The sequence below is a fragment of the Thalassospira sp. MCCC 1A02898 genome (assembly GCF_001618185.1).
GTDB lineage: Bacteria > Pseudomonadota > Alphaproteobacteria > Rhodospirillales > Thalassospiraceae > Thalassospira > Thalassospira tepidiphila.
The window spans coordinates 235,060-248,876 of record NZ_LPXK01000013.1 but is presented as its reverse complement, the minus strand read 5'-3'; the positions used below and the strand labels follow the sequence as shown (position 1 = coordinate 248,876).

Here is a 13,817-nt window from a genome sequence, read left to right as displayed (position 1 = left end):
GAACGTCATCATGTATCAGTCCAAATGGCGTATTTTTACCAACCACACCATTCTGGTGCTTGGCTCACTTTTCATGATCCTTCCGGTCTGGATCGCCTTTGCGTCATCAACCCACACCCGCGAGTATATCTTCCAGAATGGCCTGCAATTCTTGCCAGGTGGGGAGTTCTTTACCAACTATGGCGCGATCCTGTTTGATGCAGAGGCGACAAAGGGCAGGGTGACGGCGCTTGAGATGCTGTTTAACAGTATGGTGCTTGGACTTGGCTTTGCGATCGGCAAAGTCATCATTTCGATGATGGCGGCCTATGCGATTGTCTATTTCCGCTTCAAGCTGGCTGTGCCGCTGTTCTGGATTATTTTCTCAACACTTCTGTTGCCGCTCGAAGTGCGCATCGTCCCGTCCTATGAGGTCGTGGCGAACCTTGGGCTGCTCAACACCTATACCGGTCTGATCCTGCCGCTGATTGCGTCCGCAACTGGAACGTTCTTTTTCCGGCAGTTTTATCGGTCGGTCCCGGACGAACTTCTTGAAGCAGCAAGGCTGGACGGGGCAGGGCCGATCAGGTTCTTCATCGACATTTTGGTTCCCCTGTCGGTGACCATGATTGCTGCGATCTTCATCATCATGTTTGTGGTTGGCTGGAACCAGTATCTTTGGCCGCTCCTGATGACTACCGATGATCAGCTCTATACCATCGTGATCGGGATCAAGCAGGTATACAATTCGCTGTATGAGGGCGGACAGATACCTCAGTTCCCCAAGGCATTCGCACTGACAATCATGGCATCGGTCCCACCCGTACTGGTGGTGGTCATCTTCCAGCGCATGTTCGTCAAGGGTCTGGTTGAGACGGAAAAATAACCGGTCTTCCCTGATCCCTGCATTGAAAATAATTGATCCGAATACAGGATAACCAAGATGGCAACTGTAACGCTTAATCAGGCCCAGAAAACCTACCCGAACGGCTTCAAGGCCATTCACGGCATTGACCTTAAAATCGAACATGGCGAGTTCACCGTCCTTGTCGGGCCGTCTGGCTGTGGCAAATCGACACTGCTGCGCATGATCGCCGGTCTGGAAGGGATTTCGGATGGCGAAATCATCATTGATGATAAGGTCGTTAACACCGTCGCACCCGCAGATCGCGACATCGCCATGGTGTTCCAGAACTACGCGCTTTATCCGCACATGAACAACTACGACAACATGGCCTATGGCCTGAAAAACCGCGGCTATAGCAAGGCAGAAATCGATGCCAAGGTCCGCGAAGCCGCCCGCATTCTTCAGCTGGAAGATCATCTTGAGCGCAAACCGCGCCAACTATCTGGTGGTCAGCGCCAGCGCGTTGCCATGGGCCGCGCGATTGTTCGTCAACCCAAAGTCTTCCTGTTTGACGAGCCGCTTTCAAACCTTGATGCCAAACTGCGTGTCGATATGCGCCTCGAAATCAAGAACCTGCAACAGCGGCTTGGTATCACATCGGTCTATGTCACCCACGACCAGGTAGAAGCCATGACCCTTGCCGATCGTCTGATCGTCATGAATGGCGGCGTTGCGGAGCAGATCGGAACCCCGATTGATATCTACGAAAAGCCGGCCAGCCAGTTTGTCGCAGGTTTCATCGGCTCGCCCGCGATGAACTTCCTGAAGGGCAAAGTGTCTGATGACAAAAAACACGTCACGGTGGGGGATGGCGTGATGCTTGATCTTGATCATGACGTCGAGGCTGGTCGCGATGTCACGGTTGGCATTCGCCCGGAACATCTGGAACTTCTCAAAGACGGGGAAGGGCGGATTAATGCCGGTGTGCGCATGGTGGAGTCTCTTGGCGCAGAAACGCTGGCTTATCTCGATTTCGGGGCCAATGCAGACAATGTCACGTTGCGTTTGCAGGGAACACACAAGTTCGAAAAGGGTGAAAAATTAAGCCTTTCGGTTCCTGCGTCGCAAATCCATCTGTTTGACATCGAAAGCGGTCAGCGCATCTGATTAAACCAGATCAGCTAACACCAAACGCCTCTGACAAATTCAGACTGTCAGAGGCGTTTTTGTTTTCGGATTGGGGCACTTTACCCTTGTCTCACACAGGGTGAACGGGGTAGTTCCTATGCGCGAAAGTTAAGGGAGTTTGATGTGCAGACCGACCAGAAAAAGGCGCTTTACGAAGAAGCGCAAAAAGAACTGATCAGCATCACCGAAGGCGAAACCAACGTTCCCGCCCTGATGGCGACCGTATCGTGCGTCTTATCGCAAAAGTTCGACTATTACTTCTGGACGGGCTTCTATAATGTTGATCCGGAAAAGGAAAACGAACTTGTCGTCGGGCCTTATCAGGGCACGCTTGGCTGTCTTCGTATCCCGTTTGGTCGCGGTGTTTGTGGTGCAGCCGCATCAACCCGCGAAACGCAGGTGGTCGCGGACGTTCACGCTTTTCCTGGTCATATTGCGTGCGACAGCCGGACCAATTCCGAGATTGTCGTGCCGGTGATCAATGCGGATGGACAGTTGATCGCCGTGCTTGACGTCGATAGTGTCGAGCACAATTCGTTCGATGAAACGGATCGCATTGCACTTGAAACTTTAATGCAGCGCATTTTTGCGCAATGATAACCCACAAGTCCCGACCAATCGGGACAGCGGACAACACAAACTTTGGAAGATAACCCATGGCTGGCAGTGTCAATAAAGTCATTCTCGTCGGGAACCTTGGCCGCGATCCTGAAATCCGGTTTACCCAGGCTGGCAAAAAGATCGCCAATTTCAGCATCGCAACCTCCGAACAGTGGCGTGACCGTCAGTCCGGTGAGCGCCGCGAGCGCACCGAATGGCATCGCATCGTTGTTTTCAACGAAGGCCTTGCCGATGTCGTTGAGCGCTTTGTGAAAAAAGGCAGCAAGCTGTATATCGAAGGCCAGCTTCGTACCCGCAAATGGCAGGGGCAGGATGGCAAAGACAACTACACCACCGAAGTTGTGCTTGAAGGCTTCAACTCCAACCTGACCATGCTTGATAACCGCGGCGAAGGCGGCGGCATGGGTGGCGGTTCATCCTCTGGTGGTGGCTATGGCGGCGGCCAGGATAGTGGTGGCGGCTACGGCGGCGGTTCTGACGCTGGTTGGGGCAATGGTGGTTCTTCCGGTGGTGGATCCGCACCGGCTGGTGCCCCGGACCTCGATGACGAGATCCCGTTCTAAGCAATCGCTTAATGATATCGATCTAAAATCCCTCCGAAACGCTGGTTGTTTTGGGGGGATTTGTTTTGGTGAGGTTCTTCGTGTAACCATCCCGACGCGTCCATCACAAAATCACCTGAAGTTGGTCTACAAGACTATAACCAAGCGATAAAATCTGATTTAAGAACGAGAATTCAGCCAATCGCGAAACAAGGAAGACCTGTTGACCGGTCCAATATTTGGAACCCCGCGCGTGGGGCAAAGCTATAACGTACAGGACTGTGTCTATGCCGTGATCAAACGCGAAAACGGCGACGTTGCCGTTGCGCGCACCCCCAAGGGTATTGTTCTTCTTGGCGGCGGCGTTGAAAACGGTGAAAGCGAACAGGACGCGCTTTGTCGTGAAGCCTATGAAGAATCGGGTTATCGGGCGCGCATCATCTCGCGGCTCGGTTTTGCGTCGCAATATGTCAATAACCCGGCCAAGGATCGATATCGCCTTAAGCGTGCTACCTTTTTCCTGTGCGAATTAACTGAAAAGCTTGGTCCTCCGGTCGATCAGGATCACGAACTGGTCTGGATGCCATACAAAGAAGCCCATGAAAGCTTACTTCGGCCATTTCATCAATGGGCACTGGAATTTGTGGGCTAGCCGCAGCATTTTTTGAATTTTTTGCCCGATCCACAAGGGCAGGGATCATTTCGACCGGCTTTGACTGACGACGCGTTGCTTTGGCTCACGCCCGGAAATATCCCGTCAACATAGAACCACTTGCCGTCACGACGTTCGAAATTGGATCGCTCGTGCAGTTGGTGTTGTTTGCCGTTCTCATCAAAATGGGCAACGAATTCCACGATTCCGGTTTGATCAAGAATATCGCCAGCAACGCATTCAATGATGTCCAATCCAGTCCAGCGCGTTGTGTCCTGCGCAATACTTTCTGCATCAAAGCCGGAACGATTTTCCTCTGCAAGCGTTGATAATAGGTAGTCCCCATTGCGCAGCACGAAGGCAGAGTAGCGTGATCGCATCAATTTTTCGGCCGTTTCGGCACTTGCCGTCCCGGAATGATACTTCTCACAGCAGACGCCGTACTGTTTTAGGCTGCCACAGGGGCATAAAGTGTCTGCTGGTAAGGTTGGCATGATGAACTCCGGTCAAATGGCATTTTGAAGTCACAATACAGCAGGGGCCACTGGCACGCCACTTTGCCAAGCCCCGGAATTTCGCCTTGAACCTTTACACATGCACAAATTGCCTTTGTTTCGCCGTATATCGATCCTAGCGTGAAGGATCGGCATTTTACTTACCCGACTGTTTTTGTCGGTTATAATTGCTAGGATGCTGATATTGAGTGATTAATATAACTGAAACACTGGTCAGAAGTTCTTGACGAATTTGGTCGGGTTTAGATATATTAATAAATGCGGGTGGGGGCCCAAAGGCACCGCCGGATCAACGTCCGGCCAATTGGCGGACATGTAAATTGTCGATTTGCTTCGAGTAAGGATGAGACACGATGAATGAACTTCTTATATGCGTCTACTGTCCTCTTCCATAGGTGACCTTGGAATGAGTTACGACCGGACCACGCTTCTTTTCTGACAAAATCCGGTCGTCCACGTGAATTAATTCACAACCGATAGTGTTTGCACGTCATCTAGCTTCTGACGGACTCCGTATTAAGAATAGATGCCGACGTGTAAACCTCTCAGGAGGACATAGAATGAGCGCCATTAAATTACCTGCCGTTTCCCAGGAAGAGGGTTTCTCGGGCTATCTCCGTGAAGTCTGGAAATTCCCGATGCTTACGGCGGACGAAGAATATATGCTGGCCCACCGTTATCAGGACCATGATGACACCGAGGCCGCCCACAAACTTGTTACCAGTCACCTGCGTCTTGTTGCCAAGATCGCGTTTGGTTATCGCGGTTATGGTCTGCCGATGGCGGACCTTGTCGCAGAGGGCAATACCGGCCTGATGCGTGCGGTGCAGAAGTTCGATCCGGAACGTGGTTTCCGCCTCTCGACCTATGCGATGTGGTGGATCCGTGCTGCGGTGACTGAATACATCCTGCAAAGCTGGTCGATGGTCAAACTCGGCACCATGGCAGCACAGAAGAAACTGTTCTTTAGCCTGCGTAAAGCCAAGCGTCAGCTTAACATTTATGACAATGGTGAACTTTCGCCAGAGGAAGCTGATCAGGTTGCCGAAAAACTTGGTGTGACCGGTCGTGAAGCGCTTGAAATGAACCGCCGTCTTGCGGCGCGCGATTTCTCGCTCAATACGCCGATGCCGAAAGACGAGGGGATGGAATATCTTGATACCCTGTCGTCTGACGCACCGAGCCCGGAAGCACTGGTTGCCGATGCCGAAGAACGTGTTCTTCATAACGGCATGCTGAAAAACGCACTTGGCGAATTGCCTGAACGTGAACAGGAAATCATCAAGGCCCGTTTCCTCAGCGATGATCCGATCACGCTGGAAAAGCTTGGTGAACGTTTCGGCGTCAGCCGTGAACGCGTCCGTCAGCTTGAAGCACGCGCCTTCAAGAAAATTCAGGAAAGCGTCCTGACGCAGCATTCAGCAGCGTAACAAAGCTTAAATAGACCAAATCAAAAGGCGGCATCCTAGTGGGTGCCGCCTTTTTCTCATTCCGTTCGTCTTGCTCAGCTTTTCAGCGGGTCATCCGGATGAGAGCACATCACGTGATTTCGCAATAACTTCAATGGTCTTGTTCCAAAGCGCGTATTTGGTCACTTCCTTGACGCTGACCCACTTGGCGTCAGCCGCATCACCCCCAAGCGTGATATCGGGATTAAGCGCCACCGCGACAAAATCAATCAGCGTGTAGTGATATTCGACCTTGTCGTCATCATTGGTGGAAATCATGTCTACCGCATCGACCAGGATCGGGCTTGAGATTTTGACCCCGGTTTCTTCCAGAACTTCGCGGCAAACGGCGTCGCGCACCGTTTCGCCCAGCTCCTGCGCACCGCCCGGAAGGCTCCAGGTGCCGGCATGCGGTTCCTTGCCGCGCTGGATCAAAAGAACATGGTCCTTGTGCCAGACAACGGCACCAACACCGACAAGAGGACGCGGTAAAAAGGTTCGCTGATCAAGTTCAGTAATCGTCATCGTCTTCTTCCAAATCATCGTCCGGGTCAGGGACCTCATGTACGACCTTGCCGGTCATTTCTCGGGCACGAATACCGGGTGTTCCAAGAAACTGTTCTTCTGACTCCGGATGGAGTGACATCACAAAATCTTTCGATGGCGCGTCACCGATGGCGAACTGCCGCGCGGTTTCGTAATCAGGAGCACGAACCTTGGCCGTCTTTATCCCGACCGAACCTTCATCATCGTAAATATATTCAACAATCCAGACCTGCAAAACGTCTCCACAACAATTCTGATCTGCAAATTACGGTTTGTTGGTTGCACCGCAAACTTGAATACTGCTATCACTTTAATAAGCGGGAATAACCCGGCTTTAAGTCCCAGCTTTGCCATATTCTCACGTACAATGACCAAAAGCCAAAGACTAATCTCAAGTTTCGGCTTTTGACATTTGGCTCTTCTGCACAGGTGCTCAATGAACGCCAAGCGCGACGATAACGATGATCCGGAAAACAAAGGTTCGGAGCATGTCCTCCCAAGCCCTGGTATGTTTGCCCGGATAAGAGCCTATTTCCTTACTGGTGTGCTGGTCAGCGCGCCTCTTGCGATTACCTTCGGGCTTGCCTGGTGGTTTATTGAATTCGTCGACAGCAAAGTCATCCCGCTGATCCCGGCGCACTACAATCCGGAATCCTATCTTCCCGTCGGTTATCAGGAATACGGGATCCCAGGCTTTGGCCTGTTGGTCATTATCGTTTTCATCACCGTAGTTGGCTGGTTCACGACAAACTTTGCCGGTCGGGCGTTAATCAAGCTTTATGAACGGATTCTTGGCCGCATTCCGGCGGTACGCAGCATCTATGGTGCGGTTAAGCAGATCCTCGAAACGGTTCTAGCCAACCAGTCGAATGCTTTTCGTCAGGCGGTGCTTCTGGAATACCCACGCCGCGGGATGTGGGCGATTGGCTTTATCACCGGCGAGACCACAGGTGAGGTGCAAAACCTGACCGAAGACAAGGTCATCAACATCTTCCTGCCGACCACGCCAAACCCGACATCGGGCTTTTTGTTGTTCGTTCCGCGCCGGGATGTTGTCATCCTTGATATGACGGTCGAAGAGGCCATTAAAATGGTGATGTCAGGCGGTATCGTAACCCCGCCGGATCGTCGCCCGGCCGAACAACGCAATCATCCGCAGGTCGCCGCCAAGACCTACGAGGATGTCGATACGTTGCGTGAAAAGGAAAATGTTCCGATTCTGGTATCGCGTGACATTCCGGCACGGATGGAAACATCCAAAACGTCCGAGCCGAAGTCAAAGGACGGTAAAACGCCCGAAGACGCGTGATACCGCTGCCTCTAATGGCTTGAAACTTAAAAGGGCGCATCCAACCGGTGCGCCCTTCGTCTTTGTTATCCGGACCGGAAATATCGAACCGCTTCATCGCGTTCAAACAGATACAACAACAGACGCAATGCATCGCCGCGCGCCTTCTGTAGATCGGGATCACGTTCAACGATCAGGCGCGCATCATCACGCGCAATCGCCAGCAAATCACCATGCAGCTCAAGATTGGCCAGCCGGTATTCCTGAAGGCCGCTTTGACGGGTGCCAAGAACCTCGCCCGCGCCGCGGAGTTTCAGGTCTTCCTCGGCAATGACGAAGCCGTCTTCGGTTTCACGCATGATCTTGAGGCGCGCCTTGGAAACCTGTCCAAGCGGGCTGCCATACAGCAACAAACAGGTCGATGCCGCATCCCCACGGCCAATCCGCCCGCGAAGCTGATGAAGCTGGGCAAGGCCAAAGCGTTCAGCATGTTCAATCACCATAATCGTTGCTTCGGGCACATTCACCCCGACCTCGATCACAGTGGTTGCAACCAGGATGGACGTATCGCCATGGGCGAACTTTTCCATCACCTCGTCCTTTTCCTTGCCCTTCATCTTGCCATGGACAAGGCCAACACGATCCTGACCAAACAGTTCTGCCAGCACCCGGTGCCGTTCATCGGCGGCTTGCAGGTCCAGAACCTCGGAATCCTCGACCAATGGACAGACCCAATAAATCTTGGTGCCGCTGCGCATCGCACGCCCGATACCGGAAATGACATCATCTACCTTGTCGATCGGCAGTACGCGGGTATCAACCGGTTTACGCCCCGGTGGCTTTTCATCCAGCCTTGAAACTTCCATATCGCCAAAGGCGGTCAGGGTCAGCGTGCGTGGAATAGGTGTCGCGGTCATGACCAACACATCAACCGCCTGACCTTTGCCTGCTAGCATAAGGCGCTGGTGCACGCCAAAGCGATGCTGTTCATCGACAACCGCAAAGGCAAGATCGTGGAACATCACGTCATCCTGAAACAGGGCGTGCGTTCCGACCGCAATCTGGACGTCCCCATTGGCAAAGCCTTCAAGCGCGGTCTTGCGCGACTTGCCCTTATCGCGGCCTGTCAGAATGGCGCATTTGATGCCAATTTTCTCCAAAAGCGGCGAAATCGTTTCAAAATGCTGGCGGGCCAGAATTTCTGTCGGCGCCATAAGGGCGGCCTGACGTCCGCATTCAACGGCATTTAACATCGCCATCAAGGCCACCACGGTCTTGCCCGATCCAACGTCGCCCTGCAACAGGCGGAGCATGCGGCCTTCGCTTGCCATATCGTCATAGATATCGCCAAGTGCGCGTTGCTGCGCGCTCGTCATGGCAAAGGGTAGGTGGTCACCAAGTGCTGCACGCAGGCGTCCATCCCCCTTGGTCACACGCCCGCCAAGTTTGCGCATCTTTGCCCGGATCAATGTCAGCGCCAGTTGATTGGCCAGCAACTCGTCATAGGCAAGCCGCTTGCGGGCAGGATGATCGGGTGACAGGTCAGTTTCATCTTGCGGATTGTGGATGGTATATAGTGCGGTTTTCAAATCGGGCCATTTATGGCGCGCAACCAGTGCCTGGTCATGCCATTCTGGCAAATCGGGAAGCGTTTCAAGCGCACCGCGCACCGCCTTGGTCAGCGTCTTGCCCGTAACCCCGGCCGACATCGGATAGATCGGCTCAACCGTCTGGATTTCAGCACGCTCGGCCTCTGTACCAATCCGGTCGGGATGGGTGATCTGATATTCCCCGCGATAATGATCGATCTTACCCGAAACAATCCGCTTCTCACCAACCGGCAAAACGTCATTGAGGTATTTGGCTCGCGCATTGAAAAACGCCAAAACAAGCGTGCCGCTTTGCGTTTTGCAGATCACGCGATAGGGGCGACGACGATTGGGGGCGGGCTCATGGCATTCGACCCAGACATCCACGGTGACGACCGACCCGTCGATGGTGTCGGAAAGATCCGGCGAAAACCGGCGATCAATAATGCCCGATGGCAAATGCCAAAGCAGATCTGCTACATGTTCCCCGCCAATCAGGCGCGATACCAGCGGCTTTAGCCGCGGACCGATACCGGCCAGCGTGTCAATTTCAGCAAAAAGCGGGAACAGAATTTCCGGGCGCATGTCGGTTTTCGTTGAAACTTTCGATGAGAACGTTAACAGAACAATTGCGTTTATGGCACGGGTATACAACAAAACTATCCCGCCACAACCATCAAGTCATCATTTGATACAAAATGACCCGATCACGGCATGGACCCGTAGGAGATTTTGCCGTACAAACCATGCCACAGAACAGGCTGCAGTGGCCGCCCGCAAGGCGCTGCACAGGAAGTCAGGAGATCGAAGAATGACCGACACCGTATCGGACCTTGAAATGCGCCGTAAGAAGCTGCTGTTCCGTGGAAGCCATCGTGGCACCAAGGAGAACGATATCCTGATGGGGCGTTTCATGGACAAGCATCTGGCGACCCTGACGGCAGAACAACTTGATAGATTTGAAATCCTGATCAACGAAGTACCGGATGCCGATTTCTTCAAATGGGCAACCGGCAAGGAAGCGGCACCTGCACAGTATGACACGGATGTCCTGCGCATGATCCGGGACCTGAGCAACGCCTGACAAGACATTGAACAAACTCAAAGAAATCATATCGACCAATGGTCGCAAACGGGTAGGCGGTGTGCCGGAAGGCGCAGACGCCCTGATCCTGCGTGAACTGCTTGATAGTGCGGGCAAGAACAAGACCGTTCTTCATGTGGCGCGCGATGACAAGCGCATGGCTCAACTGGCCGAAGCATTGCAATTCTTCGCCGGTGAAATCGAAGTCCTGACGCTGCCGGCGTGGGATTGCCTGCCTTATGACCGCGTTTCACCGATTTCGGAAGTCACCGCACGGCGCGTCGAAACGCTGACAACCCTTGCCGACAGCAAGGAATCCGCTGCCGGAAATGGCCGTATTGTTCTGACAACCGCCGCCGCGGCAATGCAGCGTGTCCCGACCGTTGAGGTTATGCGCAAGGGGAAGTTGGCGTTCAAGGCTGGCAGTGAATACGACCGCGCCGAGCTGACCGCCTATTTCGAGCGCATGGGTTATAACCGCGCAGAACAGGTGATGGAGCCCGGCGACTACGCCGTCCGTGGTGATATTGTCGATATCTTTGCCCCGGGCATGAAGGAACCGGTGCGGCTTGATTTCTTTGGTGACGAGATCGAAAGCATCCGTCGCTTTGATGTCGAAACCCAGCGCACCGTTGGCAAGGTTAAGGAAATTTCCCTTTTACCCGTGGGCGAGGTCTATCTTGACCCGGATAGCATTTCGCGGTTCCGAAGCAGCTATCGCGAGCTGTTTGGCGCGGTGTCGCAGACCGATCCACTTTATGAATCAATTTCCAATGGCCTGAAATATGGCGGGATGGAACATTGGCTGCCGCTGTTTCATGACGGGTTGGATACGATATTCGCCTATGTGCCCGAAACCATCGTCAGCCTTGATTATCAATATGGCGAGGTCATCGAAAATCGCCTTGAGATGATCGATGATTATTATCAGGCACGTCTCAATATCAAGGGCGGCGGGCTATCGGGTGACAACGTCTATAAACCGGTGCCGCCAGAACGGCTTTATCTTGATCAGGCAGAGTTTGACCGCATGCTGTCAGACCGCCCGGTTCTGGAATTCTCGCCCTATTACGATGATGAAAACCCCGAACGCGGCATTTACGATCTTGGTGCGCGGGCAGGGCGTGATTTCGGCGATGTGCGTGCGCGTGCGGACGTCAATCTGTATGACGAACTGCGTGATTTCATCACCACACAGCGCGGCAAGGAAAATCAGGTTGTTATCGCGGCCTATTCCGATGGATCGCGTGATCGCATCGTGTCATTGTTGCGTGAACATGGCGTGGGCAAAGTCGTTACCTGCGAATGCTGGGAAGACGTTACCGACGATCTGACCTTTGAACATGTCGGCGTGGTGATCCTTGATATTGAACGCGGATTCCGGCGCAAGGGTCTTTGGTTTGTTACCGAGCAGGATATCCTTGGCGACCGCATGAGCCGCCCGGGTGGACGCCGTCGCAAGGCCGACAATTTCCTGCGCGAAGCGTCCGAGATTTCCGAAGGCGACCTTGTTGTCCACCTTGAACACGGTATCGGGCGCTATTTGGGCCTGAAAACCGTGACGGCCGGCGGCGCCCCGCATGATTGTCTTGAGCTTGAATATGACGGCGGCGACAAACTGTTTGTTCCAGTCGAGAATATCGAGGTGCTGTCGCGTTATGGATCGGACGAAGGCATCTCGATCCTTGATAAGTTGGGTGGTGTTGCCTGGCAGGCGCGTAAGGCCAAGCTGCGCGAACGCATCCGTGACATGGCAGGCAAGCTGATCAAGGTTGCCGCCGAACGTCATCTGCGCAAGGGCGCCATGCTTCAGGCACCTGAGGGCGCCTATGACGAATTCTGCGCCGGCTTCCCGTTTGCCGAGACCGAGGATCAGGCACGCGCCATCCGCGATACCCTTGATGACCTGTCGGCCGGAAAGCCGATGGATCGTCTTGTTTGCGGCGATGTTGGCTTTGGCAAGACGGAGGTCGCCATGCGCGCGGCCTTTGCCGCCGTGATGTCGGGCAAACAGGTGGCTGTGGTGGCGCCGACGACCCTTTTGTGTCGGCAGCATTACCTGAATTTCAAGGAACGCTTTGAAGGCCTGCCGGTTCGGGTTGAACAGCTGTCGCGCCTTGTCACCGGCAAGAACGCCAAACTGGTCAAGGAGAACCTAGAAAGCGGCCATGTCGATATCGTCTGTGGCACCCATGCACTTTTGGGTACGGGTGTGCATTTCAAGGATCTTGGTCTTCTGATCGTTGACGAGGAACAGCATTTCGGCGTCAAGCACAAGGAACGCCTGAAGGAACTGAAATCCGATGTGCATGTCCTGACCCTGACCGCGACACCGATCCCGCGGACCTTGCAACTGGCCCTGACCGGGGTGAAGGAACTTTCGATCATTGCCACACCGCCGGTCGACCGTCTGGCGGTCCGGACCTATATCACGCCCTACGACCCGGTTGTCGTGCGCGAGGCCATCTTGCGCGAACGCCACCGTGGTGGTCAGATTTTCTATGTTTGCCCAAGGGTCAATGAACTTGACCGGGTTGCCAAGGAACTTCAAAACCTTGTGCCGGAAATCAAGTTTGATGTGGCGCACGGCCAGATGGGCGCGCGTGACCTTGAACAGGTCATGACCGATTTCACCGACCGTAAGTTTGATCTGCTGCTTGCGACCAACATTATTGAGTCCGGTATTGATGTTCCAAACGCCAACACGATGATCATTCACCGGTCCGACATGTTCGGCTTGGCGCAGCTTTATCAGTTGCGTGGCCGTATCGGTCGCTCCAAGCAGCGTGCCTATGCTTACCTGACCTTGCCCAATGGCAAGAAACTGACGGCAACAGCACTCAAGCGACTGGAAGTCATGCAGACCCTTGATAGTCTGGGTGCCGGGTTCAATCTGGCGAGCCACGATCTTGATATTCGCGGGGCAGGTAACCTGCTTGGTGAAGAGCAATCTGGCCATATCAAGGAAGTCGGGATCGAGCTTTATCAGCAGATGATCGAAGAAGCCGTGGCTGAGGCCAAGGGCGAAATTGATGCATCCGAAGAGGCAAGCTTCGTCCCGCAGATTAATATCGGTATGCCGGTTCTGATCCCGGATCGCTACGTGCCGGATCTTGGTGTGCGGCTTGGGCTTTATCGCCGTATTTCCGAATTGCGATCCCGTGAAGAGGTCGACCAGTTTGCCGCCGAAATGATTGACCGGTTTGGCAAATTGCCCAAGGAAGTCGAAAACCTTCTCGATGTTGTGACCATCAAACAATGGTGTCGGGTTGCCAATATCGAGAAGCTTGATGCAGGCCCGAAAGGGGCACTCATCACGCTACGAAACAACGAGTTCCCGAACCCGGCCGGGTTGATTGGGTTTATCCAGCAGCAGGTTGGCGTCGCCCGACTGCGCCCGGATCACAAGATCGTCTATTCCGCAGGCTGGGATGGCCCGACCGACCGGCTTGAAGGCCTCAAACGATTGATGAAACGGCTTTCGGATATCGCAGAAAACGCATAAAGAAAAGGCGGGT

At 53.7% G+C, this 13,817-nt stretch carries 13 protein-coding genes; 9 read left to right on the top strand and 4 right to left on the bottom strand.

The features are described 5' to 3' along the window. Positions 1-10 precede the first annotated feature (10 nt). From ugpE to AUQ41_RS17825, 5 genes are all read left to right on the top strand, one after another. Entirely contained in the window at positions 11-865 is an 855-nt protein-coding gene (gene ugpE, locus AUQ41_RS17845) for a sn-glycerol-3-phosphate ABC transporter permease UgpE (RefSeq protein ID WP_008891012.1), read from the top strand. Positions 866-922: 57 nt separating this feature from the next. Continuing rightward, positions 923-1,993 (top strand): sn-glycerol-3-phosphate import ATP-binding protein UgpC, encoded by a 1,071-nt coding sequence (locus AUQ41_RS17840; RefSeq protein WP_063089605.1) that lies wholly within the window; start codon positions 923-925, stop codon positions 1,991-1,993. Positions 1,994-2,137: 144 nt separating this feature from the next. Further along, complete coding sequence (locus AUQ41_RS17835) at positions 2,138-2,611, top strand: GAF domain-containing protein (RefSeq protein WP_008891014.1); 474 nt, start codon at positions 2,138-2,140, stop codon at positions 2,609-2,611. A 59-nt stretch (positions 2,612-2,670) separates the two neighbouring features. Beyond that, complete coding sequence (ssb, locus tag AUQ41_RS17830; protein WP_008891015.1) at positions 2,671-3,198, top strand: single-stranded DNA-binding protein; 528 nt, start codon at positions 2,671-2,673, stop codon at positions 3,196-3,198. Between the two features lie 202 nt (positions 3,199-3,400). After that, positions 3,401-3,829, top strand: a complete 429-nt coding sequence (locus AUQ41_RS17825) for an NUDIX hydrolase (protein WP_063089603.1) — start codon at positions 3,401-3,403, stop codon at positions 3,827-3,829. Here AUQ41_RS17825 and AUQ41_RS17820 read toward each other — a convergent pair. Then, positions 3,826-4,323, bottom strand: a complete 498-nt coding sequence (locus AUQ41_RS17820) for a YchJ family protein (protein WP_063089600.1) — start codon at positions 4,321-4,323, stop codon at positions 3,826-3,828. The two genes, AUQ41_RS17825 and AUQ41_RS17820, sit on opposite strands and share 4 nt — an antisense overlap. Positions 4,324-4,904: 581 nt before the next feature. On the opposite strand from AUQ41_RS17820, the gene rpoH reads away from it, so the two are divergent. Beyond that, entirely contained in the window at positions 4,905-5,774 is an 870-nt protein-coding gene (rpoH, locus tag AUQ41_RS17815; RefSeq protein ID WP_008891018.1) for an RNA polymerase sigma factor RpoH, read from the top strand. A 90-nt stretch (positions 5,775-5,864) separates the two neighbouring features. Here the strand turns inward: rpoH and AUQ41_RS17810 are convergent, their stop codons facing one another. Then, the gene (locus AUQ41_RS17810; protein ID WP_063089598.1) at positions 5,865-6,317 is read right to left on the bottom strand and encodes an NUDIX hydrolase; all 453 of its coding nucleotides are present in this window, start codon (positions 6,315-6,317) and stop codon (positions 5,865-5,867) included. Next, positions 6,304-6,573 (bottom strand): hypothetical protein, encoded by a 270-nt coding sequence (locus tag AUQ41_RS17805; RefSeq protein ID WP_063089597.1) that lies wholly within the window; start codon positions 6,571-6,573, stop codon positions 6,304-6,306. The genes AUQ41_RS17810 and AUQ41_RS17805 overlap by 14 nt, the downstream gene beginning before the upstream one ends. Positions 6,574-6,774: 201 nt before the next feature. On the opposite strand from AUQ41_RS17805, the gene AUQ41_RS17800 reads away from it, so the two are divergent. Continuing rightward, positions 6,775-7,647 carry a DUF502 domain-containing protein gene (locus tag AUQ41_RS17800; protein WP_008891021.1) on the top strand — a complete coding sequence of 291 codons (873 nt, stop codon included), beginning with the start codon at positions 6,775-6,777 and terminating at the stop codon, positions 7,645-7,647. Between the two features lie 65 nt (positions 7,648-7,712). Here the strand turns inward: AUQ41_RS17800 and recG are convergent, their stop codons facing one another. Further along, a complete protein-coding gene (recG, locus tag AUQ41_RS17795) occupies positions 7,713-9,800 on the bottom strand; it encodes an ATP-dependent DNA helicase RecG (protein WP_063089595.1) in 2,088 nt (695 codons plus the stop codon). A 226-nt stretch (positions 9,801-10,026) separates the two neighbouring features. Here recG and AUQ41_RS17790 point away from each other — a divergent pair, with 226 nt between their 5' ends. Both AUQ41_RS17790 and mfd read left to right on the top strand, forming a co-directional pair. Then, on the top strand, positions 10,027-10,299 hold the full coding sequence (locus tag AUQ41_RS17790; protein WP_063089593.1) for a succinate dehydrogenase assembly factor 2: 273 nt from the start codon (positions 10,027-10,029) through the stop codon (positions 10,297-10,299). 7 nt (positions 10,300-10,306) lie between these two features. Further along, positions 10,307-13,804: a transcription-repair coupling factor gene (gene mfd / locus AUQ41_RS17785; RefSeq protein WP_063089592.1), complete on the top strand. Its 3,498-nt coding sequence runs from the start codon at positions 10,307-10,309 to the stop codon at positions 13,802-13,804. Positions 13,805-13,817 lie beyond the last annotated feature (13 nt).

Bases quoted from the DNA above. Each gene is read 5' to 3' on its own strand.
- ugpE (WP_008891012.1), top strand. From the start codon at position 11: ATGTATCAGTCCAAATGGCGTATTTTTACCAACCACACCATTCTGGTG.
- AUQ41_RS17840 (WP_063089605.1), top strand. From the start codon at position 923: ATGGCAACTGTAACGCTTAATCAGGCCCAGAAAACCTACCCGAACGGC.
- ssb (WP_008891015.1), top strand. From the start codon at position 2,671: ATGGCTGGCAGTGTCAATAAAGTCATTCTCGTCGGGAACCTTGGCCGC.
- AUQ41_RS17820 (WP_063089600.1), bottom strand. From the start codon at position 4,323: ATGCCAACCTTACCAGCAGACACTTTATGCCCCTGTGGCAGCCTAAAA.
- rpoH (WP_008891018.1), top strand. From the start codon at position 4,905: ATGAGCGCCATTAAATTACCTGCCGTTTCCCAGGAAGAGGGTTTCTCG.
- AUQ41_RS17810 (WP_063089598.1), bottom strand. From the start codon at position 6,317: ATGACGATTACTGAACTTGATCAGCGAACCTTTTTACCGCGTCCTCTT.
- AUQ41_RS17800 (WP_008891021.1), top strand. From the start codon at position 6,775: ATGAACGCCAAGCGCGACGATAACGATGATCCGGAAAACAAAGGTTCG.
- recG (WP_063089595.1), bottom strand. From the start codon at position 9,800: ATGCGCCCGGAAATTCTGTTCCCGCTTTTTGCTGAAATTGACACGCTG.
- AUQ41_RS17790 (WP_063089593.1), top strand. From the start codon at position 10,027: ATGACCGACACCGTATCGGACCTTGAAATGCGCCGTAAGAAGCTGCTG.